The organism is Rikenella sp. (genome assembly GCF_056799795.1).
Window position 1 is genome coordinate 1 of record NZ_JBQIQO010000021.1, and the last position, 22,148, is coordinate 22,148.

At 61.5% G+C, this 22,148-nt stretch carries 21 protein-coding genes; 6 read left to right on the forward strand and 15 right to left on the reverse strand.

The genetic code is table 11. The features are described 5' to 3' along the window. Positions 1 to 261 precede the first annotated feature (261 nt). The 4 genes from ACTO3O_RS06255 (at position 262) to yajC (ending at position 2,449) form a co-directional block, all read left to right on the forward strand. Positions 262 to 483 (forward strand): DUF2795 domain-containing protein, encoded by a 222-nt coding sequence (locus ACTO3O_RS06255; RefSeq protein WP_294593799.1) that lies wholly within the window; start codon positions 262 to 264, stop codon positions 481 to 483. A 61-nt stretch (positions 484 to 544) separates the two neighbouring features. Then, positions 545 to 1,534, forward strand: a complete 990-nt coding sequence (locus ACTO3O_RS06260; protein ID WP_297626351.1) for a transcription antitermination protein NusB — start codon at positions 545 to 547, stop codon at positions 1,532 to 1,534. 18 nt (positions 1,535 to 1,552) lie between these two features. Continuing rightward, positions 1,553 to 2,026: a DUF1573 domain-containing protein gene (locus ACTO3O_RS06265; protein ID WP_297832895.1), complete on the forward strand. Its 474-nt coding sequence runs from the start codon at positions 1,553 to 1,555 to the stop codon at positions 2,024 to 2,026. A gap of 102 nt (positions 2,027 to 2,128) precedes the next feature. Continuing rightward, positions 2,129 to 2,449, forward strand: a complete 321-nt coding sequence (gene yajC / locus ACTO3O_RS06270) for a preprotein translocase subunit YajC (protein WP_294593805.1) — start codon at positions 2,129 to 2,131, stop codon at positions 2,447 to 2,449. 1,297 nt (positions 2,450 to 3,746) lie between these two features. Here yajC and ACTO3O_RS06275 read toward each other — a convergent pair. From ACTO3O_RS06275 to prmC, 8 genes are all read right to left on the reverse strand, one after another. Further along, a complete protein-coding gene (locus tag ACTO3O_RS06275) occupies positions 3,747 to 3,905 on the reverse strand; it encodes a hypothetical protein (RefSeq protein ID WP_297831496.1) in 159 nt (52 codons plus the stop codon). A gap of 76 nt (positions 3,906 to 3,981) precedes the next feature. Further along, positions 3,982 to 4,716, reverse strand: a complete 735-nt coding sequence (locus ACTO3O_RS06280; RefSeq protein WP_297831493.1) for an ABC transporter ATP-binding protein — start codon at positions 4,714 to 4,716, stop codon at positions 3,982 to 3,984. Between the two features lie 26 nt (positions 4,717 to 4,742). Continuing rightward, a complete protein-coding gene (locus ACTO3O_RS06285; protein WP_297831491.1) occupies positions 4,743 to 5,126 on the reverse strand; it encodes a hypothetical protein in 384 nt (127 codons plus the stop codon). Beyond that, positions 5,123 to 6,385 (reverse strand): BaiN/RdsA family NAD(P)/FAD-dependent oxidoreductase, encoded by a 1,263-nt coding sequence (locus ACTO3O_RS06290; RefSeq protein WP_297831488.1) that lies wholly within the window; start codon positions 6,383 to 6,385, stop codon positions 5,123 to 5,125. The genes ACTO3O_RS06285 and ACTO3O_RS06290 overlap by 4 nt, the downstream gene beginning before the upstream one ends. After that, on the reverse strand, positions 6,378 to 7,127 hold the full coding sequence (locus ACTO3O_RS06295; protein ID WP_297831485.1) for a copper homeostasis protein CutC: 750 nt from the start codon (positions 7,125 to 7,127) through the stop codon (positions 6,378 to 6,380). Before ACTO3O_RS06295 ends, ACTO3O_RS06290 begins: the two co-directional genes overlap by 8 nt. Next, a complete protein-coding gene (locus ACTO3O_RS06300; RefSeq protein WP_297831482.1) occupies positions 7,121 to 8,863 on the reverse strand; it encodes a M23 family metallopeptidase in 1,743 nt (580 codons plus the stop codon). The genes ACTO3O_RS06295 and ACTO3O_RS06300 overlap by 7 nt, the downstream gene beginning before the upstream one ends. Then, positions 8,857 to 9,441, reverse strand: a complete 585-nt coding sequence (locus ACTO3O_RS06305; protein ID WP_294593738.1) for a regulatory protein RecX — start codon at positions 9,439 to 9,441, stop codon at positions 8,857 to 8,859. The genes ACTO3O_RS06300 and ACTO3O_RS06305 overlap by 7 nt, the downstream gene beginning before the upstream one ends. Before the next feature lie 128 nt (positions 9,442 to 9,569). After that, entirely contained in the window at positions 9,570 to 10,418 is an 849-nt protein-coding gene (gene prmC / locus ACTO3O_RS06310) for a peptide chain release factor N(5)-glutamine methyltransferase (protein WP_297831478.1), read from the reverse strand. Positions 10,419 to 10,465: 47 nt separating this feature from the next. On the opposite strand from prmC, the gene ribD reads away from it, so the two are divergent. Beyond that, a complete protein-coding gene (ribD, locus tag ACTO3O_RS06315) occupies positions 10,466 to 11,545 on the forward strand; it encodes a bifunctional diaminohydroxyphosphoribosylaminopyrimidine deaminase/5-amino-6-(5-phosphoribosylamino)uracil reductase RibD (RefSeq protein ID WP_297831475.1) in 1,080 nt (359 codons plus the stop codon). 284 nt (positions 11,546 to 11,829) lie between these two features. Beyond that, positions 11,830 to 12,510, forward strand: coding sequence for a hypothetical protein (locus ACTO3O_RS06320; RefSeq protein ID WP_297831473.1), 681 nt, complete (start codon positions 11,830 to 11,832; stop codon positions 12,508 to 12,510). A gap of 71 nt (positions 12,511 to 12,581) precedes the next feature. Here ACTO3O_RS06320 and ACTO3O_RS06325 read toward each other — a convergent pair whose 3' ends face one another. From ACTO3O_RS06325 to ACTO3O_RS06355, 7 genes are all read right to left on the reverse strand, one after another. Beyond that, the gene (locus ACTO3O_RS06325; protein WP_297831470.1) at positions 12,582 to 13,772 is read right to left on the reverse strand and encodes a cation:proton antiporter; all 1,191 of its coding nucleotides are present in this window, start codon (positions 13,770 to 13,772) and stop codon (positions 12,582 to 12,584) included. A 950-nt stretch (positions 13,773 to 14,722) separates the two neighbouring features. Beyond that, on the reverse strand, positions 14,723 to 16,042 hold the full coding sequence (locus ACTO3O_RS06330; protein ID WP_297832519.1) for a CinA family nicotinamide mononucleotide deamidase-related protein: 1,320 nt from the start codon (positions 16,040 to 16,042) through the stop codon (positions 14,723 to 14,725). Between the two features lie 11 nt (positions 16,043 to 16,053). Then, positions 16,054 to 16,818 carry a 3-deoxy-manno-octulosonate cytidylyltransferase gene (gene kdsB, locus ACTO3O_RS06335; RefSeq protein ID WP_297832522.1) on the reverse strand — a complete coding sequence of 255 codons (765 nt, stop codon included), beginning with the start codon at positions 16,816 to 16,818 and terminating at the stop codon, positions 16,054 to 16,056. A gap of 810 nt (positions 16,819 to 17,628) precedes the next feature. Continuing rightward, positions 17,629 to 17,868 (reverse strand): hypothetical protein, encoded by a 240-nt coding sequence (locus tag ACTO3O_RS06340; protein WP_297832525.1) that lies wholly within the window; start codon positions 17,866 to 17,868, stop codon positions 17,629 to 17,631. Between the two features lie 61 nt (positions 17,869 to 17,929). Further along, a complete protein-coding gene (locus ACTO3O_RS06345) occupies positions 17,930 to 18,193 on the reverse strand; it encodes a hypothetical protein (RefSeq protein WP_297832528.1) in 264 nt (87 codons plus the stop codon). Further along, positions 18,150 to 19,016, reverse strand: a complete 867-nt coding sequence (locus ACTO3O_RS06350; protein ID WP_297832531.1) for a hypothetical protein — start codon at positions 19,014 to 19,016, stop codon at positions 18,150 to 18,152. The genes ACTO3O_RS06345 and ACTO3O_RS06350 overlap by 44 nt, the downstream gene beginning before the upstream one ends. A gap of 1,641 nt (positions 19,017 to 20,657) precedes the next feature. After that, a complete protein-coding gene (locus ACTO3O_RS06355) occupies positions 20,658 to 21,893 on the reverse strand; it encodes an ROK family transcriptional regulator (protein WP_294594712.1) in 1,236 nt (411 codons plus the stop codon). Positions 21,894 to 22,148: the final 255 nt, after the last annotated feature.

The window sequence follows — 22,148 nt, forward strand, 5'->3', positions numbered from 1 at the left end:
GTAATGTCTTTTGTGGCGACCGACCAGCTATACCCGTAATTACCAACGACCATCAAATCCCCCAACCGCCCATCGGTTCCCACATCGCGGTAGCCCGGGGCCCCGCCGCGAGCCCACCGAAAACCGCCCGAAAACGACGGAAATTTGCAGAAAATCACCGAAAATGATTACCTTTGCAGACCTCGACGCGAGGCAGTTGCCGAACCCACCGCGTCGAAATTCCGATTCAGTCCCTGAGACAATCAAACACCCGAACAGACTATGTACTGGACACTCGAACTCGCATCCAAACTCGAAGATGCACCCTGGCCCGCCACGAAAGATGAGCTGATCGACTACGCCATCCGCTCCGGCGCCCCGTTGGAAGTGATCGAAAACCTCCAGGAGATCGAAGACGAAGGCGAGATCTACGAAAGCATCGAAGACATCTGGCCCGACTACCCCAGCAAAGACGACTTCTTCTTCAACGAAGACGAATATTAATCGGCCGCACGACCCTCCCGCGAGCCACCCACTTTTCACTCCCCCCTCCAGACCGTTCCCTATGCTGAGTCGCCGACTGCTTCGAATCAAAACCGTCAAAGCGTTGTACAGCTACTTCCAATCCGGTGCCGAATCCATTCCCCGTTCCGAGAAAGAACTCGACACCGCCATTCGGAAAAGTTACGAACTCTACCTCCTGCTCATCGCCCTGATCGGCGAAGTGGCCCGCCTCGCGCGCGAACGGATCGAGATCAACCGAGCCAAACTCATGCCCACCGACGAAGACCTGCACCCTAACGTGCGGTTCGTCGACAACCGCGTCGTGCGGATCATCGAAGACAGCTCGGTTCTTGGGGACGCCATGACCCGTTGCAAAGCCTCCTGGCGGGGACAGGAAGCCATCGTCAAACGCCTCTATCAGGACATGATCGCCGCACCGTACTATAAACGGTACATGGAGGCACCCGTGCCCGAGGACGAAAAAGAGGCCTTCGCTGCCGATCGGAAATTCGTCATCGACTTCCTCTCCACCCATATCGAAGACAACGAATACCTCGAAGAGGCCTTGGAAGAGAGCTCCCTCTTTTGGGTCGACGACCTCTCCTACTGCCTCGGTCTCGCCATCCGCACCATCGGCTTCCTGAACGAGACCTCGACCGATCCCGAAATCATGCCCATGTACAAGAACAAAGAAGACGAAGAATACGTCGAGACCTTGTTCCGCAAAGCGCTCCTGAACCACGAAGAGTACTTCGGCTACATCGACCGCTTTACCCGCAACTGGGACTTCGACCGGATCGCCTTCATGGACAAGATCATCATGCTCGCCGCCATGACCGAACTCGTTCAGTTTCCGACCATTCCGGTCAAGGTTACTTTGGACGAATTCATCGAAATCTCGAAATATTACTCGACCCCCGGGAGCAGCGTTTTCGTTAATGGGATACTCGACAAAGCCGTCGTTCAATTGACTCAGGAGGGGAAAATCGCTAAACAGGGGCGGGGATTGATCGACAAGACCGTCGCTCGGGCGGGGGTTAATAAGGGATAATCGTAGTAACCGGTATTTATGCGTCGTTTTTTTGCATCTTTGTTTTTGAGCCTCTTCGGACTCCTCTTGATCGGTTGCGGCGGGGCATCCTCGGCTGGCGGCGATCGCTCGGACTCGACCGTGACCGATACGGCAGGCCTGTTGACCGTCCGGTTGCCTCTTCCGGTGACCGACGAGGGGCGGGATGCGGCGCGCAGCTATGATACCATCCGGATGGGACGGATGGCCGAAGGAGAGGTGCTCGAAGGGCGGTTCCGCGTGGCGAACCTTTCGGAGCGGCCTTTGGTGATCGTTCAGGTGATTACCGGTTGCGGCTGCACCACGGCGGATTACGATCCCGCGCCGATCGCGCCGGGAGATACCATCCTGATGACCTGGCGGTTCGACAGCCGAGGGCGGCTCGGCCAGCAGTTCAAGTCGATCGAAATCATTACCGCAGAGCGACAGTGCGCGACCGTTTATCTGGACGGCGAAGTCGTTCTGGGGGATTAATTAAATAATAAAAGGGTTCTCGATATACGAAACGGCCCGTTTTTTGCGTTTATCGAAAAGCACCTTACCGACTTTGAAACTTAATTCAATTCAATAGACAACATGACACTCAACACAATCCTGCTTCAGGCACCCCAAGGGGGAGAAGGCGGCGGAAACTACTCGTTTCTGATCATGATGATTCTGCTTTTCGCCGTGATGTACTTCTTCATGATCCGTCCGCAGCAGAAACGGCAGAAAGAGCTGAACAAATTCCGCAACTCGTTGGAAAACGGTACGAAAGTGGTTACCGCAGGCGGGATCTACGGCACGGTGAAAGAGGTGAACGAAGACAGCGTGCTGGTGGAAGTAGACAACGGCGTGAAGTTGCGGATTGCCAAGAGCATGGTAATGCGCGATCCGTCGGACATGGTACAGAAGTAGTTTTTGGAGGGTAACAGGGGCCTTTGTATCCCTTTATTCCCCAAACAGTTGAATAGAAACCGGGTATTGCAGCATGTAGTTTCATGCGGCAATATCCGGTTTTGTCGTTTCAGGAAGAGCTTGGGGTGTCCGAGCCACGCGTTCATGCCACGGCGAGTGCGATGTCGGTTTTTGGGTCGAGGCGGTCGTTAGTTGTTGGGGTAGAGGCTGCCATTAAATCACCCGAAGGGTGCGCCCGCCCGGCGTAAGGGCAGTCCCCTCCTGTAGGATAAGACGCGCGCCACGCCTAAAGAGGGAAATCGTCAAAGCTCGCTTGCGTGTTTTGACAAGATTTCCCCAGGCGCGCGGGCAAAGAACGGGGGTAGAGGCTGGTGGTTGAAATGCGTAAGCATTTCCCGTCCACGGGACGTGGGGCCCGCGCGGCCCGAGCGCAGTACCCTCCTGTAGGACAGCCACGCGCCCCGCCTAAAGACGCGATTCAATTATTTCGGCGATGAGCCGAATATAGATGAATCGCGCAGGCGCGCGAAAACGCGGCGGAGCGAAAGCGGAGCCGCAGTGAGGCACACACGGGGCAGTGCTTTGGGCCGAGCTCCTGCGGCTCGTAGAGCCGCGCGGGCCGAAGCCTCCCGCCGCGGAGGGACGCACAGCGTCTTTTGCTGCCAGCCTCTACCTGAAGCGACGCAGGCTTCGACCCGCTCAGGCGATAAGGCTGAACTTGACAGAAAAGGCGTTGCTCCTGCGACCCTTTAGGGTCGCGCAGTTCGCCGCCACCCCGAGCGGCGGGCTGCAACTCGTCGAGGCTCGTTGCACTCACCGCTGGCGGCGAACTTAGGTTAAGAACGAAATAGCACGCAAGGACGAGCTCCGAGAGATTTGGTTTGTGGAGTGGGCGGTGGTTTGGGCGAAACTGTCGCGACCCTTTATGGTCGCCGGGCCTGCGCGTTGGGCCTTCGGCCCACCCCGGAGCGCACAGCCCGAACCAGACAAAATTGGTCGGTGCTGGTGCCGGAATTGTTGCGACCTTTAGGTCGCCGTCCTCGGCAAGAGCGACGCATCAGCGGCGCGGGGGAGGCGCGCCGAGGACGAACGTCCAAGAATGGGGGGCAGTCAATGGGCTGTGCTCTTGCGACCCGTAGGGTCGCGCGGGCCGGATCCACTCCCGGCGTAGGGCCGCCACCTCGCGATGCTCGCTGCGCCCCCGCTGGCTCCGGCCGCCAAAGTCAAACAAAAGTAGGGTAGAGGCTTGGCGGTTACTTGGGGCCGAGGCTGCCATTAAGAGACGCTGTGCGTCCGTTTATTCCGAGAGGCAACGCAACTGAAAGCCGTAGGCGCGATTGCCCGCGTGACTTGGGGTGAGACCTGTCACGTAGAAACGCAACTTTTGGCTATTAGCACCGCTGATCGTAGAAGACCAGCTGTACCCGTAGTTACCGATGTCCGTCAGATCGCCCAATCGCCCATAATAGCCCGCGTCACGGTAGCCCGGGGCGGGGTAAGCTCGCCCCGAGAAAAACAGACCGCCGACTACCCTAAACAGATTCGGAGCGCGCGCCTGCCTGGAGCGTCGGATTCGGATTGTATTCGTCCGACTCGATCCGGCCGTCCCGCAGCCGGACAATGCGCCGCGCATGACGTGCGATATCCTCCTCGTGCGTCACCACGATCACTGTGTTCCCCTCCCGGTAGATCCGTTCGAAGAGGTGCATGATGTCGATCGACGTCTTCGTGTCGAGGTTTCCCGTCGGTTCGTCCGCCAGGATGATCGACGGATCGTTGACCAGCGCCCGCGCCACCGCTACCCGCTGCCGCTGTCCCCCGCTCATCTCGTTCGGCCGGTGCTCCATGCGGTTTTCGAGCCCCACGCTGCACAGCGCCTCCTCCGCCCGCCGCAGCCGTCGCGACTTCGATATCCCCGCGTAGATCAGCGGCACCGCCACATTCTCCACCGCCGTGTATCGCGGCAGGAGGTTGAACGTCTGGAACACGAAGCCGATCTCCTTGTTGCGCACCTCGGCCAGCTCATCCTCGTCCATGTCGCTCACATCCGTTCCGTTCAGCACATAGCGGCCCGAAGTCGGCGTGTCCAGACACCCCAGCATGTTCATCAGTGTCGATTTTCCCGACCCCGACGGGCCCATAATCGCCACGTAATCATTGCGGTAGATCGTCAGATCGACCCCGTCCAGCGCGTTCACCAGCTGGTCGCCCACCTCGTAAGTCTTGTGTATGTCGTCGATCAGGATGATCGGCTCTCGATTCTCCATAATGGTTGGTTGTAAGAGAGTTAAGGTTAGTTTCGAATGCGGAAGAACTGTTTTTGGAGCTTCGGGTCGAAAAAGAGAACCAGAAGTCCCTGTAAATGAGCCGCCACGACATGGGTTTCGGCGAACCAGCGATCGAAATCGCGCCGTTCCTGCGCCGTGCGGAACGGTTCGAGCAGACAGACCACCCGCTTTGTCCCCTCCCCGTCGGTCAGTTCCGCTACGGAACGCACAATTTTCACATTTTCAGCCCCATATCGAGCCGCAATGACCTCCGGCAACCGCCTTCGCCGCTGCGGAAGAACCACCTCGCGCACGAAACGGTACATCATCGGCGAGTGGATGCCATGTCCCCGCCAATGCCGTGCCGTAAGCGCGTGTTGAAGTCGTGTATAGAGTTGATACCGTGTCATTTGCGATTTATTCGTGCCACCGCCGACCGCCCCGCCCGATAGCCCGTCGAGAGAGCGATCTGGATGTTGTATCCGCCCGTATCCGCATCGATGTCAAGCAGTTCGCCCGCGAAGTAGAGCCCCCTGACCCGTCGCGAAGCCAGAGTCAGCGGGTCGACCTCCGCCAGATCGACCCCGCCCGCCGTCACGATCGCCTCGGTGAACGGCCGATAGTCCCGCACCGCAAACCGCCACCCTTTCAATATCGTCGCCAGCCGCTCCCTCTCCCGCTCCGTCAGCTCGCCCGCCGGTGCCGACAGCGAAAGCCCCGCCGCCCGTGCGATAACCGATCGCAACTGTGTCGGTAATAGCTTCTGTAATAAGACCTTAATCGGCGTATCCCCGTCCAGCGCCTCGATCTCCCGTCCGATGCGGTTCCGCAGCTTTTCCACCGAAAGGGCCGGCTTCAAGTCTACCGAGAGCTCCACCCGCCGCCCGTCGATCAGCGCGTCCACCGCCGTCCGACTCACTTGCAGGACGATCGCCCCGCCCGCGATCCCCTCCGCCGTGAACTCCATCTCGCCGAACCGCCGCTCCGCCACCGTGCCGTCCACCAGCAAAGATAGTTCTACGTTCTTCAGCATCAGCCCCTTCAGTCCTCCCGGAACCGCCACCTCCAACGGCACTAAAGCCGGTCTCAGCGGCTCGATGCGGTGTCCCGCTGCGTCCGCCATCTCGTGTCCGTCGCCCGTCGAGCCCGTCGTCGGATAGCTCACCCCGCCCGTCGCCAGCACTACCGCCCGCGCTTCGAGCCGCTCTCCCGACTCCAGCATCACCCCCTGAATTTGGTTGTCCGCTATCGTCAGCTCCCCGACCGCTGCGTGGCACCGAATTTCCGCCCCCGATGAAACGGCCCACGCCGCCAACGCCTCCGCCACGTCCCACGCCCGTCCCGAAGCCGGAAAAATCCGCCCGCCCCGCTCGTGTGCGAGCGGCATCCCCAATTCCGATTTGAACCAGCGGATAGCCGCCCGGTTGTCGAACGCCTCGAACGCCGGGCGGAAAAAGTCCGTTCCCTGCCGCACCTTCGCGAGGAACTCCTCCCGCGGCCGGTCGTTCGTCACGTTGCACCGCCCCTTGCCCGTAATCCGCAGCTTGCGGGCCGGTTTTTCCATCTTTTCGAGCAGCAGCACACGCCCCTGTCCGCCAAGATATGCCGCCGCCTGTCCCGCCGCCATCAGGCCCGCCGGCCCGCCGCCTATGACGATCAGGTCATACATGCCGCAACGCCTCGATCGACCGGGCCACCCGCTCCGGATCCGTGATATCCCGCGCAAACTCCTCGACCGTCACCGTCCCGCCCATCGAGACCCGCTCGTTGCGGTACGCCATTCCCCCCTCGACCCGTCGCCGCGCCGACATGTGGAACTCTGCGGCACCCGTCGCCCGCGCCAAATCCGCCACATTCGATTCGTTCACCCCGCAACCCGGCATAATAATAATCCGCCCCTGCGCCCGGCGCACCAGCTCGGCAATCAATGCCGAGCCCGCCGGCGCGCTGGCCTCCTGTCCCGAGGTCAGAATCCGGTCGAACCCCAGCGCGATGATCTCCTCCAGCGCCTCGAACGGGTCGCGGCAGACGTCGAAAGCCCGGTGGAACGTGGTTGAGAGGCCGCCCGCCGCCGCCATCAGCTCCGCGTTCCGTTCCACGTCGATCGTCCCGTCCGCCCGCAGGCAGCCGAAGACCACTCCGTCCGCCCCCGCCGCCTTGGCCGCCTCGATGTCGAGGAGCATCGTCTGCATCTCCGCCGGCGTGTAGAGAAAATCGCCCCCCCGCGGCCGGATAATCACGTTCAGCTGAATTCCGATCGTCCGCCGGGCCGTCACCATCTCGCCGTAGCTCGGCGTCGTCCCCCCCTCCGGAATCCCCGCGCAGAGCTCCACCCGCACGGCTCCTCCCTGCTCCGCCGCCACGCAGCTCGCCGCCGAATTGGCGCATACTTCGATCTTCGGATTTACCATATGTATGTCCCTTTCCATGTTTTGACATTTCCCTTCGCATCGCCCACCGTCAGCACCAGCCGGTGCCGCGTCTCCGCTCCCGCCGCCGCCCGCTGCGGCACGTACTCCAGCGTGCGGCTCTTCGGATCCCACGCCAGCAGCTCCCACCGCCCGTCCACCGTCAGCGAGTAGCGCACGATGCCCGACAGGTCGTCCGTCGCCCGCCACCGCACCGTCTCGCCCGCCGGAATCCGGCCCTCCGACGCGTAAACCCCCGTCACCACCGGTGCCAGTGTGTCCGCCGCTACGGCGAAACACCCCAGCCGCTTGCTCCGCGCCACCACCCGCCGCGTCTCCGCCTCCCATCTTCCGCCCACGTTCGAGAGCCGGCCCCGGTCGTCGACCGATACCACCACCAGCTTGCTCCGCAGCGAAGCCGGCACGCTGTCCGCCGCCAGCGAGATCGTCGCCGCCCGTTGCAGCGGCACATCCTCCGACCCGATCCGTACCACCGGTCGCCCCGCCACCGTATCCTGCGCCGCCTCCAGCACCATCGACTCGTACAGCGCCCGCCCCGGGATGTCGACCGTCGCTCCCGGCAGCCGGAATTGCGCGCCGCTCCACCACATCACCCCCCGCCCCTGCGGCTCCTCGGCCGCCGGCATCGGCTCGCCCCGCACAATGGTGAACCTCAGGGTCGTCGTATTCCCCGCGTCGTCGCGGATCACCGTTTCGACCCGCCGTCCCGCCGAATCGGCCACCCGGATCGTCCCGTCGCCCAGCCGCCGCTCCGGCCCGTAGTTCGCCAGCCGGTTATTGGGCGAGACGTACGCCCGCAGCACCGACGTCCGTCGCGCACAGCGGTTCTCCGGATAGTCGACGAAAGCGGCCACATAGCCGGTGGTCGCGAAGTCGATCCGGTCGAGCCGGAAGCTGAAGTGCCGTCCCCCGTCCACCGCCTGCCGCAGGCTGTAGACCCCCATCGTATTCGACCGTCCGTCCTTGTAGTCGATCACCTCGTAAGCCAAGTACCCCGGCCCGTGGAGCGTCAGCACCGAGTCCTCCGGCTGCGTCGTCCCGTCCGGCAGCGTCCGCACCGCCACCGCCTGCCGCAGCCGCCGACGAGGAGCTCCCGCCACCGAGTCGATCTCGTAGAGCAGCACCCGGCTCACCGTCGGCGGAATCCGGTCGGGCACGGTGAAGACCCCCTCGGCGATCAGGTTCCGCGGCCGTCCGTAGGCGTCGCGGATCTCGAAATGGAGGTGCGGCCCGCCCGACGAGCCCGTGTTGCCCAGCGCCGCGATCCGTTCGCCCTGTTTCACCGGGAACTGTCCGCTCGCCGGATAGAGGTCTACGCGGAACGACCGCTTGGCATACTGCTGGCTCCGCACCCACCGCGCGATGCGCGGTTCGAAGCTCTCCAGGTGTCCGTAGACCGACGTCTCGCCGTTCGGATGGGTGATGTAGAGCACGTGTCCGTAGCCCGTCGGCGAGACCCCCACGCGCGAGACGAAGCCGTCCGCCGCGGCGTAGACCGGACTGCCCGGCCCCTGCAGCGCCCGGATGTCGAGCCCCGTGTGGAAGTGTCCCGAGCGGATCTCGCCCACGTTCCCCGCCAGCTGAATCGCGAATCCCACCGGCGAACGGTAGTACTCCGCCCCGTAAACCGCCTTTCCCTGTGCGGCTCCGGCGGCCTGCGCGACGCCCCAAACGGTCGTCGCGGCCATGAAAAACAGTCGTTTCCAGTCGATTACCATCGTGTGAAGTCTTCGCCCGGATCGTAGTCCGGGGCCAGTATTCGTTCCAGCATCCGTTGAATCTCGGCGTAGTCGTATCCCCGCCCCATGGCCCACCGGAAGAGCCGCGTCCGGAGGTCGTAAGCGCTCTTCGCCCGATCGCGCTCGCGCAGCAGCCGGCGGTAGAGGATCAGCTCCAGCTTCTCCGTCTGGCGCTCCGGCTCGATCTGCTGCAGCGCCTCGGCGATGATCTCCTTCGGAATCCCTTTGGCTCTCAGCCCCAGCTCGATCCGCCGTCGGCCCCAGTTGGCGCAGCTCATCTTGTCGCGCACATAGGCCCGGGCATAGCGCTCCTCGTCCACGAACTTCTCGCGGACGAGCCGTTCGATGATCGGGTCGTAGTCCTCCTTGTTCATCCGCCACCGGAAGAGCGACCGCCGGATGTCGCTGATACACCGTTCGCTCTTCGCGCAGCTGAGCATCAGCGACTCCAGGGCGCGTTCCGGCGTTTTGGCCGGTTTCGAGAAGTCGATGTTTTCGAGCCTCCGCCGCCTCGGGTGGCGGTCGTAGCCGAACTCTTCGTCGCCGTAGTAGACCATGATAATAGATGTAGTTTTTGTGTCATACGGGCCGGAAGCTTTTCCTGTCGGCCCGGAGCCGCCCCCGCGACGGGCCGCCGCTCGCCCTGCTCGTCGGCGTTGTCGCCGGCTCCGGGCGTTTCCTGGGGTTATTCCTGCCGCCTGCTCCGCACGAACCGATCGCGCCCGTGCAGATCGCGCATCACCCGCACATCGGCATAGCCCAGTCCCTGCAACAGTTCCCGCGTCTGGCGGCCGAACCGTTCGTTGATCTCGAACCAGAGCTCGCCCCCCGGTTTCAGGAGCGGCAGCCGCGCGATCGCCCGGTAGAAGCGCAGCGGGTCGTCGTCCGGCACGTACAACGCCCCCTCCGGTTCATAGCGCACCACGTTGGCCCGCATCTCAGCCCGCTCCGAATCGAGCACGTAGGGCGGATTGCTCACCACCAGGTCGAACTTTTCCGCTTCCGGCACCGGTGGCCCGCCGCTCAACACATCCCGCCGCACGAACCGCACACGCCCTCCCACACCAAGAGCCTCCGCATTCCGAGCCGCCACCCGCAGCGCCCCCTCCGAAATGTCCCACGCCTCGACACAGGTCTCCGCCCCCCATTCTGCCGCCAGCGTGACGGCGATCGCCCCGCTCCCCGTCCCGATGTCCAGCACCCGCCGCCGGGGCGATCCGTCCAGAATCGTCCGTACCAGCTGCTCCGTCTCGCCCCGCGGGATCAGCGTGTCGGGCGTCACCTCGAACGAGCGGCCGTAGAACTCCTCCCGCCCCGTGACATACTGCACCGGTTCCCACCGCTCCAGCCGCCGGAGATCCTCCTCCCACGCCTCGCCGGGCTCGAACGCCGCGTCGCCCTGCAAGGCGACCGCTAACCGTCCGATGCCGTATTTCTCTTCCAACAGCCTGGAGACGACGACCCGCGCCTCGTCTGTCCCGTACAACGGGCTCAGCCGGGCGACGGCGAGGCGACTTGTTTCCCGAAGCGTCATATTGAGCAAAGATACGTAAATTTGCCTCCATGACCGAAGAATTGTATATGAAAAGGTGCCTGGAGCTGGCCGCCCTCGGAGCCGGCGCGGCGGCGCCCAATCCGATGGTGGGCTGCGTGATCGTGCACGACGGGCGGATCATCGGCGAAGGGTGGCACCGTCGGTGCGGCGAGGCCCATGCCGAGGTGAACGCCGTGGCCGATGCCGAGGCCCGGGGATACGGCGATCGGTTGCCGGAGAGCACGTTGTACGTCTCGCTGGAGCCTTGCAGCCACTGGGGCCGGACGCCGCCGTGCGCCGAACTGATCGTCGCGCGGCGCATTCCGCGGGTCGTGGTGGGGTGCATCGATTCGTATTGCGAGGTGAGCGGCCGGGGCGTGGCTCGGCTGCGCGAGGCGGGCGTCGAGGTGAGGGTAGGGGTGCTGGAGACCGAGTGTCTGCACCTCAACCGCCGGTTTTTCACGGCCCAGAACTGCGGGCGGCCTTATGTGATACTGAAGTGGGCGCAGACTTCGGACGGTTATCTGGATGCCGTCCGGCCGGGTCGGGAGGTTCCGGCGGCGTGGATGACGGGCCCTGCGGCGCGGGTGCTGGTGCACCGCTGGCGGGCCGAGGAGGATGCCATCCTCGTCGGGACGGAGACGGCGCGACTGGACGATCCGTCGCTGACGGTGCGGGCGTGGGAGGGGCGGAACCCGCTGCGGGTGGTGCTCGACCGTCGGCTGTCGTTGCCCGAGGGGCTGCATCTGTTCAGCGACGGCGCTGCGCGGACGGTGCTGTTCACCTCGCCGGAGCGGTGTGCCGAGGCGCGGACGCGGTTCGCCGGTCGGTCGGAGGTGACGGTCGAGGGGTTCGAGACGCTGGCCGATGTGTTGCGTGTGCTGGCCGGAGTGCCGTATCGGGTGCAGTCGCTGATCGTGGAGGGGGGGCGTCGGGTGTTGGAGTCGTTCATCGGCACGGGGTTGTGGGACGAGGCGCGGGTCTTCACGTCGGGTTTGTCGGTGCGTGAGCTCTACCCGGTCGAGGCGGTGCGGTGGAGCGGGGGGGTGGCTGCGCCGCTGCTGCCTCCGGAGGCGCAATTGGCGGACGAGCTTCCAGCCGTGGGGCTGCGGGTTTACGAGAAATAAAGTTGATAACTTTTACGTAATTTTGTATTCGGACAGAGGCGACTCTTTCCTGAACATATGAAAAGAAGCGTTATGCTCATCTTGTAGTTTGGAAACCTGAGAAATTTTCAAAACGAGATACAAGGATGGCGTAGCGGTTCTCACGCGTATAGCGTGGGCTGCTATTTCTACATCTGTATCTCGGGTTTTCTCAGGACCTCCAAACAAAGACGTGGCATGGCAGTTCCACGCTTCGTCGTTTAATACAAAAGGTTCTTACGGAGCTGGAGAACGGAGAAAATGCTATGAAAAAGTTATTTACCCTGACGTTTTTGCTCCTGCTTTCAATCGCCGCATGGGCGCAAAAAGATGTGACCCGTTTTCTGGGTATTCCGGTCGATGGCAGCAAGTCCGAGATGATTCGCAAACTAAAAGAGAAGGGTTTTCGAAGTTCTTCCTATGATAGCGATATTTTGAACGGGGAATTCAACGGTTATCGGGTTAAAGTCCATGTCGTAACGAATAATAATAAGGTTTACCGGATTCTGGTTGCCGATGCTTATCCCGTTAATGAAACCGCTATTCGGATTCGGTTTAACCATTTATGCCAACAATTCGCAAATAATTCTCGGTATACGGCCTTGCAGGATGATTATACAATACCCGAGGATGAGAAGATTTCTTATGAAATATTGGTCAATAAAAAACGGTACGAAGCGGTTTTCTACCAACAACCGGCTACTGATTCAGCGGCCATTACACAAGAGTTGAAGTCTATTTTATTGTCGAAGTATACAGAGGAGCAAATTGCGAATGCGACAGACGAAATGCGATCGGATATGTTCAAAATGTCGTTTGAATATATGATGGAGAGATATTCGAAAAAGTCGGTCTGGTTTATGATTAAAGAGTCGTCGTATGGGGAATATTCTATTTTAATGTATTACGACAACGAATACAATCGTGCCGACGGCGAGGATTTATAACCGAAGAATAAAAAGATAGAAGACAAGGGGGTGCTCATCGAGCACCCCCTTTCTATTTTAATATCTATATATTACGCCGTCTGCTGCTCGCCGTAGGCCCGCATCGCCAGTCTCTTTACCCACACCACGAAACCGCCTGTCAGTACCAGGTTCAGCACCAGCGTCAGCACCGAAATCACCAAAGCAGGGCCGCCGATCCGGTATCCCAGCGCGATGAAGATAATCCCGGCTCCCACCTCGCCCCGCGTGAACATCCCCACCGACAGCGCCAGCCGCTCCTCCAGCATCCGGTCGCGGTAGAAAAACAACGGCACCAACTTACCCGCGTTCGACAGCAGCGAAACCACCACCACATGCACCGCAATCGCCCCCCACGAGATCATCGGCTGCATCCCGAGGATCGAAGGCTCGCCCCCCTCGGCCGCCGACGAGGCCGAAAAACCGCTCATCGCCCCGCCGCCCACGAAATACGGCATGCTCAGCCCGACTAACAGCATGAATAGGAGCGAGATACCTGTCGATACATTGCGTTCGACGCGGGAGTCGATGTGCCGATGACGCATCACCATCCCTAAGACGAACGCCGGCAGCAAGACTTCGATATGGATGTGGAAGAGCCGGTTCACGAGCCACGTCACGAAGATCACCCCCACGGCATAGAGCAGAATGGCCCACCAGCGTTGTCCGATTCGGAACCGGGCCAGAAACTTCCATCCGAAACCCAGCAGGACGGTGACGACCGCCAGTATCACGATTACTTCCAGTCGGAATCCGACCATCATGATTTGCAGCGGAATCATCAGCAGGATGGTGTCCAGGTCGTCGAAGATGGCCAGCACCTGGATTTTCCGGTAGATCCAACTGCTCTGGAGTCCGATGGCGGCGAGCATCGTAAAGAGGATTCCGGCCGATGTCGGTGCGGCGAACCGGCTGAGCAGCAGGCTCTCTTTCCACGCGCCCCAGTCTCCGTAATAGCTTTCGGGCAGCAGCACGAAGACGTAGTAGACGGCAACCAGGAGCCACGGTAACGCTGCGGTGGCCATCGCGATGAAGTAGTCGCTCACGTAGCTCCGCCAGCGTGATTTCTCGACTTCGAACTCCCTCCCGACGTTGATCATGATGAAGGCGAGGCAGATGTAGAGCATCAGATCGGCGGTCTGTTTGAATGTGCCGTACCCGCTGTCGGAGAGGAGGTTGGGCAGTACCTGAGAGGCGGTGAGCCCGACTACGAGGAATAGAGAAAATAGGAGTATTTTTCGCATCGGTTTTTGAATGATATGATTTGAGGTCGGTTGTATTTCGGGGCTTCGGAGCGGTTGTAGGGTTCTGAAGCGGAGGTTTTGGGGTATTCTGCGGCTCTGCGGGTCACAGAAGCTCGGCCTTTTTCTGTCGAGTTCGGCCTGTCGCCCATTCCCTCCGAGCGGCTTCGCCGCTGGGCGACGAGGCTTGCGACCCAACGGGTCGCAGGAGCAACGCCTCCTTCATTACCCCCAGCCTGTCAGTTTCGGCCTGTCGGGTTCGTCCTCGGCGCGCCCCCCTCGCGCCGCTAAAGCGTCGCCCTCGCCGAGGCCGGCGACCCTGCGGGGCGCACAAGCACCGCTCAAATCCCAACTCCATGTTCGGCCCAGCGCGGCGGGAAAACCGGCTACGGTTTTCCCGCCCAAAAGACAGACACGCCCAAAACTCGCCCCAGTTCTCTGCCCCGTGCAGCCTCCCTGCGGCTCCGCTATCGCTCCGCCGGTGCCGCTCGGCACGCGAAAGATGAACGTGTCCTAACCGTCGCCCGCGGCAATTCTTGCCGAGGACGGCGATTCCGTGAGGAATCGCACTATTCGCTCTCAGTTCAAGCGGCCGAAGCCTGCGGGGCCCATAGCAACGTTAGTTGCGGGCCTCCGCTGGGGGAGGCTTCGGCCCGCGCGGCTCTACGAGCCGCAGAAACTCGCCCCAACTCTCTGCCCCGTGTCCGCCTCACTGCGGCTCCGCTTGCGCTTCGCCGCGTTTTCGCGCGCCTGCGCGATTCATTCTATTTCGGCTCACCGCCGAAATAGTTGAATCGCTTCTTTAGGCGGGGCGCGCGTCTTTGGCTATAGGAGGGTACTGCCCTTACGCCGGGCAGGCCCCGCGTGCCCGCGGTGGGCAAATGGCAGCCTCTACACCCAAGTAACGCACGGCAGCTCAGCCCAACACTCTGCCCGCACGCCACCCGGCTTTGTTACAGCATCCCCGTCTGTTGGAACGCCTCCGGGAAGCCCAGCAAGTGGAGACGCAGCATGTTCAGCGCATGCGTCGCCGCCCGTTCGATGTTCTGTTCGCGCAACTCACCGAACCGCATCAACCGGGCGAAACTCTGCACCTGCGGTTCGGAATCCGTAGCCGGCTCCCGCCATGCCAACCCCATCCAGACCGTGCCCACCGGTTTTTCCGGCGTTCCGCCTCCCGGCCCCGCCACCCCCGTCGTCGAGACGGCAAAATCCGCTCCGAACCGCCGCAAAGCTCCCTCCGCCATTTGGCGCGCCACCGTCTCGCTCACCGCCCCGTGCCGTTCGATGTCGGCCGCCGAGACCCCCAGCATCGCCGTTTTCGCCGTATTGCTGTACGAAGTCACCCCCCCGAGATAGTACTCCGACGCCCCTGCCAGAGCCGTGATCCGGGCCGATATGGCTCCTCCCGTGCACGACTCCGCCACCGCCAGCGTCGCCCCCCGCTCCGCCAGCAGCTTCGCCGCCGCCGACTCCACTGAAGCCGGTTCATACCCTAACAGATACGGCGCGATATACCCTTCGAGCGTCCGGAATCGCGCCTCGATCTCCTCCCGTGCCGTTTGCGGTTCGACATCATAGGCCGACAACCGCAGCCGAATCCCCCTCGGATTGGGCAGGTAAGCCAGATGGAGCCACTCCGGCAACGCCTCTTCCCACGGCGCGATGGTCGTCGCCAGCGCCGACTCCGCCAGTCCGAAAGTCATCATCGTACGGTGTACCACCGCCCTCAATGCGAAGTGCCTGCGAATCTGCGGAATCACCTGCTCTTCGACCAACGCCTTCATCTCGAACGGCACCCCCGGCAGCGAGAAGACGAGTTTCCGCCCCCCTCCTGCGCCCTCCCGTTCGAAGAGCATCCCGGGAGCCGTCCCCAGCCGGTTGGGCAGTACCGTGCACCCTTCCGGCACATCGGCCTGGGCCTGATTCAGCGCGTTGAACGCCATGCCCCGTTCGGTCGTCATCCGGCGCACCTGTTCGAAAACCGCCTCGTTCCGCACCATCTTTCCCTCCGAAAACAGCCCGGCCAGCGTCCGTTTCGTGATATCGTCCCGCGTGGGCCCGAGTCCGCCCGTCAGGATAACCGTGTCGGCCCGTTCCAGAGCCGTTCGGACAGCTCCCGCAATCTCTTCCGCCGTGTCGTGCACCGAGACGATCCGGTCGACCTGCGCCCCGATGTTGCCGAGTTCGCGCCCGATCCAGGCCGAGTTGGTGTCGACTACCTGTCCGATGAGCAGCTCGTCGCCCACTGTAATTAATTCGATGCTAACCATTGGTTCTCAGTTTATTTCGTGTCGTCCGTCGGGAAGAGGTCGAGCACCCGTTGCAGGTCTTCCGGTGTATCGATGGCGTGGGTTTCGGCGTGCGTCACCGCCGTGCGGATCGGGTAGCCGTTTTCGATCCATCGCAGTTGTTCGAGCGATTCGGCTTGTTCGAGCGTCGACGGGGCGAGGCGGGTGATCTCCCGGAGCACGTCGCTGCGGTAGGCGTATAATCCGATGTGTTTCAGGTAGGTGTGTCGCGCCTGCCACTCCTCGCGGGGCACGCCGCGCAGGAAGGGGATGGGGCTGCGGCTGAAGTAGAGCGCGTCGCCTGTAGTCGAAAGGACGACTTTCGGCGAGTTGGGGTTGAAGATATCTTCGTCGTGCCCGAACGGTTTGACCAGCGTGGCGATCCGTGTGGCGGGATCGTCGAAGCAGCGGCGGATCTGTTCGAGCTGTTCGACGGCGATGAACGGTTCGTCGCCCTGGATGTTGACCACGACGTCGAACCGTTCGCCGGTGAGGCGTTCTGCGGTGTCGAGCGCTTCGGCGCACCGGTCAGTGCCCGACCGGTGCGCGGTGGAGGTCATGATGGCTTTCCCGCCGAACGCAGTGACGGCCCGCTCGATCCGCGAGTCGTCCGTAGCGACGTAGCAGGGTTCGCCGAACACCCCCCGGCATCGTTCGTAGACGCGTTGGATCATGGGTTTTCCATGAATATCGGCCAACGGTTTTCCGGGGAATCGGGTGGAGGCGTACCGTGCGGGGATCAACGCTAAATATTTCATGTGTTTGTTCGTGTTTGTTCCGAGGGTTCGAAGGGAGGTGGGGCGGGTGTTATTATCCAGTGTTACGCAGTTTGTGCCGTTCCGAGGCAGGGGCCGTTAGGGTAGACCCGGCCAGAGCATCCCGCAGGGATGCGCTCTAAAAGTTCTTTGGGTACCTTTCTTTCAAGAAAGGTACAGTACCCTCCAACTAAATCCGCGCGCTTCGCCTAAAGAGGGAAATCGTCAAAAATCGCTGGCGTGTTTTGGCAGGATTTCCCAAGGCGCGCGAAAACGCGGCGGAGCGACAGCGGAGCCGCAGTGAGGCGGACACGGGGCGGAGAATTGGGGTACGCTTTGGGCTGTGCTTGTTCTTCGGGCGCGAAAACCGCAGCCGGTTTTCGCGCCGCGCTGGGCCGAGCATGGGGCGGTGGGTTGGGTTGAACCGTTGGCTGCGCTTCTGCGACCCTTTAGGGTCGCGCGGGCCGAAGCCTCCGCCCGCGGAGGCCCGCAACTCGCGAGGCTCGTTTTAGGCCCCGCAGGCTTCGACCCGCTTTAACTAAGAGTGAATAGCGCGGTTCTCCGAACCGCCGGCCTCGTCGCCCAGGCGCGGAGCGCCTCGGGGGGTGGGCGACAGGCCGAAGTTCAGAAAATTGTGCGGTGCTTCTGCGGTTCGTAGAACCGCGCGGGCTGGAGCCACCTCCGGCGTAGGGCCGCCACTCGCGATGCTCGTTCGGCCCCCGCTGGCTCCGTCCGCCGGAATTAAATTACAGTCGGGTAGAGGCTGCCCCTTGGGGTAGTTCCAGTCATCTTTCGGTTGCCGAGCGGCACCGTTTATTCCGAGAGGCAACGCAACTGAAAACCGTGGGCACGACCCGGCGTACTGCTGGGGCCCAGCACAGTCCCGCCGAAATACAAACACAGACTCCCCACCCCTCGAGCGATGGACGACCAACTGTACCCGTTGTTGCCGCCGTCGCCCCCCGTTCCACTCGTATAATGGCGGTAGCCCGGGGCGGTGCCGCAGGGCGTTTTACTGGCCGCCTCTACCCTAAGTGTCTCTACCTCAAACAATCGGCCTGCCTTGTTTCCCATTTGGGGTAGCCCCGGCCATCAAAAGCCGCCGTGCGTCCGTTTATTCCAAGAGGCAACGCAACTGAAAACCGTAACCGCGACCGTATGCGTCGCAAGGATCGAGCCACGTCGCGCTGAAACCCAAACGCTTTCCGAAAGTGTCGCTGGTCGCCGCCGACCAATAGTATCCGAAGGAACTGACGTTCGCCGCTTCGCCCGAGCTCGCGACGCGGTAGCCCGGGGCGCGCCGATCGTGTGCTTCGAAAGCAGATCGCTCTACCTTAATTATCCTCTCTCTCGTCGCTCTCTTCCTCCTCGTTCTCATTTTCCTCGTCTTCGTCTTCTTCCGGATCGCGGACACAGAGCGCCACAATCGCCATCCCCGCTATCGCCCCCGCCAGCGTGTACAGGCTGTAGAGCATCCACTGGCCGCGCGGGATGAACGGTTTGTAGAGCGGCATGAGGAAAATCGCCTCGTCGCGGAGGCATTTCATGCTGTCCGCGTCGCAGTAGTCGATCGCGCTTCGGAAGTCGTCGGCCAGCGACGGCGATACGCGTTCAAAGCAGCAGATGCGGTCGAACCCGATCAGATCATCGTCGTTGCCCGATCGGAAGATGCGGTCGGCCTTTTTCTGGTCGAAGTCCAGCGCCATCCAGACCTTGGGCTGCGTATCCGTCGAATCGACGAACATCGGAACCGCCACATAAACCCGTTTCGAGGTGCCTGTCACCCGCCCGCGCCGTCTGCGTTCCGTGGTGACCTCCACGGCTCCCATGTCGCCGGTGCTGTAGTACCAGTGCTCGATTTCGAGGAATCTGTGGTGGTCTTCGGTCGGGTTGTAGTCGCCCAGCGAGTCGAATACGGCGGCTTTGTCTTCGGTGTAGAAGAGCGTGTATTGGAACGCCGCGGCGGGCAGCGCGGTCAGGATCATCCCGGCCCAGAAGATGGCCCGTTGGGCTTCGAAGAAGCGTTTGTAGAAGAGTATGCCGCCGAGTGCGGCTCCTACCAGCAGCGTCCACCAGTAGTTCCAGAATCCGAGGTGGAGCAGTCCGGCGGCAATCCCCGTGACGGCTACCGAGGCGACGATGCCGATCCCGAGCCGGGCCAGCAGGTACCGAAAATCGTTCGAAAAGTTTTGTTTGCTCATGGCTGTTTTATTTGATGATAATCAGTTCTTTCTATAAAAAACGGGCAGCGGTGTGCGTTCGATCCCGTAGATGCTCTGTCTCGGGCCGTTCGGCATTCGAAAGCTTTTGGGCCGAGGCGGCCAGTTGCTTGGGGTCGCTTTCGGGTAGCGGCTGCCCCTTGGGGTAGTTCCAGCCAGTTTTTGGGTAGAGGCTGCCAGCAGAACGCCCTGTGGGCGCGAGAGGCAACGCAACGGAAAACCGAAGGCGCGGCCGTCCGAGTTGCTGGGAGTGAGGCCCGCCGCATGGAAATCCAAGTACATCCCCTGGCTGCTGCTCACCGACGCCGAGTAGCCGAACCCGCTGCTGCCGCTGTTGCTTGCCGCGCCCGAGGTGCCGTAGCGGAAGCCCGGAGGGCCGCTTGTGTTCACGTTTCGGGTAGATCCGGCCAGTTTTTGCGTGTCGCCCGTGTCCCGTTTATTCCGAGAGGCAGCGCAACGGAAGACCGGTGGCATGATAACCCGTGCCGTTGGAGCCGAGGCTTTGCATGCCGAAGTACAAGTACAAACTGCGGTAATGGCTACCCGAATCATAGGATGTGGAAGACCAAATGTAACCGCCATTCCAAGTGCTTATCAATCCCCCCGGTCGCCCATCGTTGCCTGCGTCGCGGTAGCCCGGGGCGGTGTCTACAGGGTGTTTTGCTGGCTGTCTCTACCCCAAGCGGCAGCTTCTACCCTTGTTGTGTTCCTGCGGTTCGCAGAACCGCGCGGGCCGGACGCCTCTCCCTCGGGAGGGACGCACAGCGTCTTTTACTGGCCGCCTCTACCCCATGACAGTACCTCCCGAGCGTCTGACCTCCCAAAGCACAGCCAATTCTCTGCCCCAATTCTGTCGGTTTCGGGCTGCGCGCTCCCCGGGTGGGCCAAAGGCCCAGCGCGCAGGCCCGGCGACCTAAAGGTCGCACGAGCACCGCACCCATTCACCGCCTAAAGCTCTTGGTTTCGGCCTGTCGCCCACCCCCCGAGCGGCTTCGCCGCTGGGCGACAAGGCCGGCAACCCTTTGGGTCGCATAAGCACCGCCCCATCATGGGAAGTTCGCCGCCAGCGGAGAGCAGCAACGAGCTCCGACGAGTTGCAGCCCTCCGCCTGCCGGGGCGGCGGACTGTGCGACTCTGCAAGTCGCAAAAGCTCAGCCAACAGCACAGTCCAAAGCAAAGCCCAAATCTCAGCCCTATGCTAAGCCCAGCGCGGCTCGAAAACCGGCTGCGGTTTTCGAGCCCGAAGAACAGCACGGCCCAAAGCTTGCCCCAATTCTCCGCCCCGTGTCAGCCTCACTGCGGCTCCGCTTTCGCTCCGCCGCCTTGGCCATCGCCCGCTTAAAAGGGCGGGCGACGGTGTTTCGCATTGTTCTTTATTTCGCGCGCCTTGCGCGATTCATCTATATTCGGCTACCGCCGAAATCGCTGAATCGCTTCTTTAGGCGTGGCGCGCGATTTGGTTTGAGGATACTGCCCTTACGCCGGGCGGGCGCGCCCACAGGGCGTTTTATTGGCCGCCTCGCCCCATTCATCAGTTCGCGCGCAAAGCGCGCTGAGACCGTAATAATACAAGCCCGCCCTGCGGAGTGCCTCAGGCCGATACAAGGAACGCCGAACGTGTCGTTAGAGGATCCCCAGCATCCGGTTCCGCGTCAGGAGAGCAGCCCCCAATACCCCCGCCGTCTCGCCCAGCGTCGAGATGCGCAGCGTCGTGTCCCGCGTCACCAGCCGCAGCGAATATTTGTTCAGCGCCGTGCGGATCGGCAGCATCAGATAATCGCTCACCTCCGCCAGCGGCCCCCCGATCACCACCAGCTCCGGATTGAACAGGTTGATCAGCACGCTGATCCCCCGTCCCAGCTTCTCGCCCACATCCGTAATCAAGTCGATCGAGAGCACATCGTCGCTCTCCGTCGCCTTGATGATATCCTGCATCGTGACCGTTTCGCCCCGTTCGAACTTCTCCGACAGGATCGACGACGCCCCGTCGCGCAAGCTCTCCGCAAAGCTCGTTTCGAGCGCCATCCCCGACGCCTCCGTCTCCAGACACCCCTTTTTGCCGCACTGACAGATCTTTTCGTTGTCGAAGAACGGAATGTGTCCGAACTCGCCCGAGAAGCCCGACTTTCCGTAGTAGAGCTTCCCGCCCACGATGATTCCGACCCCGATCCCCCGGCCGATATTGATGAAGAGCGCATTCTGCACCTCATTCCGATCCCCGTTCAGGTACTCCGCATACGTCATCGCCCGCGTGTCGTTTTCGACCACCGTTTCGATCCCCGTTTTTTCGTGGATCAGCCGCGCCAGCGGATATCCGTCGATGTTGATCGCATTATAGATGATCCCCGACGACGCATCGACTCGTCCCTTGACCGCAATCCCCATCCCGAGAATCTTTTCGCGCGCCGCCGCCCCCAGCGACTCGATGAACTCCTCGATCCGCGCCGCCAGATTGTCCAGAAACTGCGCATTCGTATGGTACGTGAACGGCACATGCTGCGTCACCGTCACCGTGTTTTTATTCAGGTCGATCACCCCGAAACCGAGCTCCCCCTCCTGGATCGTCACCCCGAGAAAATAGCCCGCATCCGACACCAGCCCGAACGCACAGGGCCTCCGTCCTCCGCCCGTTTCGATCTTCCCCTGGTCGCGCACGAACCCCTCGCGGATCAACTCCCCGACCAGCTTCGTGATCGTCGGATTGCTGACATTCAGGATTCTCGACAAATCGGCGATCGTACAGTCCCCTTCCGTCGCCAAAGTCAGGATGATACGCCGTTTGAGCATAAAAGCCTTGTAAGCCACAACGCTCATATTTTCGTCCGTCGGTGTGCTGAGAATGGATTGGTTGGTTGTCATAAAAAGAAGTTAAGTTATTCTGTATGTGGGTTTTGTTGCGTTCGTTCCGGTCTCGCGAAGAGCGGCGCAAGTTAGTGAAAATTGTGATTAAAATAAAGAGGGTATTCGAATAATTCCGGTAATGACTCCTTTTTAGGGAAAAATATGGAGTGTCAGAAAAAAAGTTTTTTGGTATCCGAATTTTTATCTATCTTGCACCGAAATTGTAGCGGTCACGACAACTTCCGACCCATGGCAAGAGCCGTTTTTTCTGCC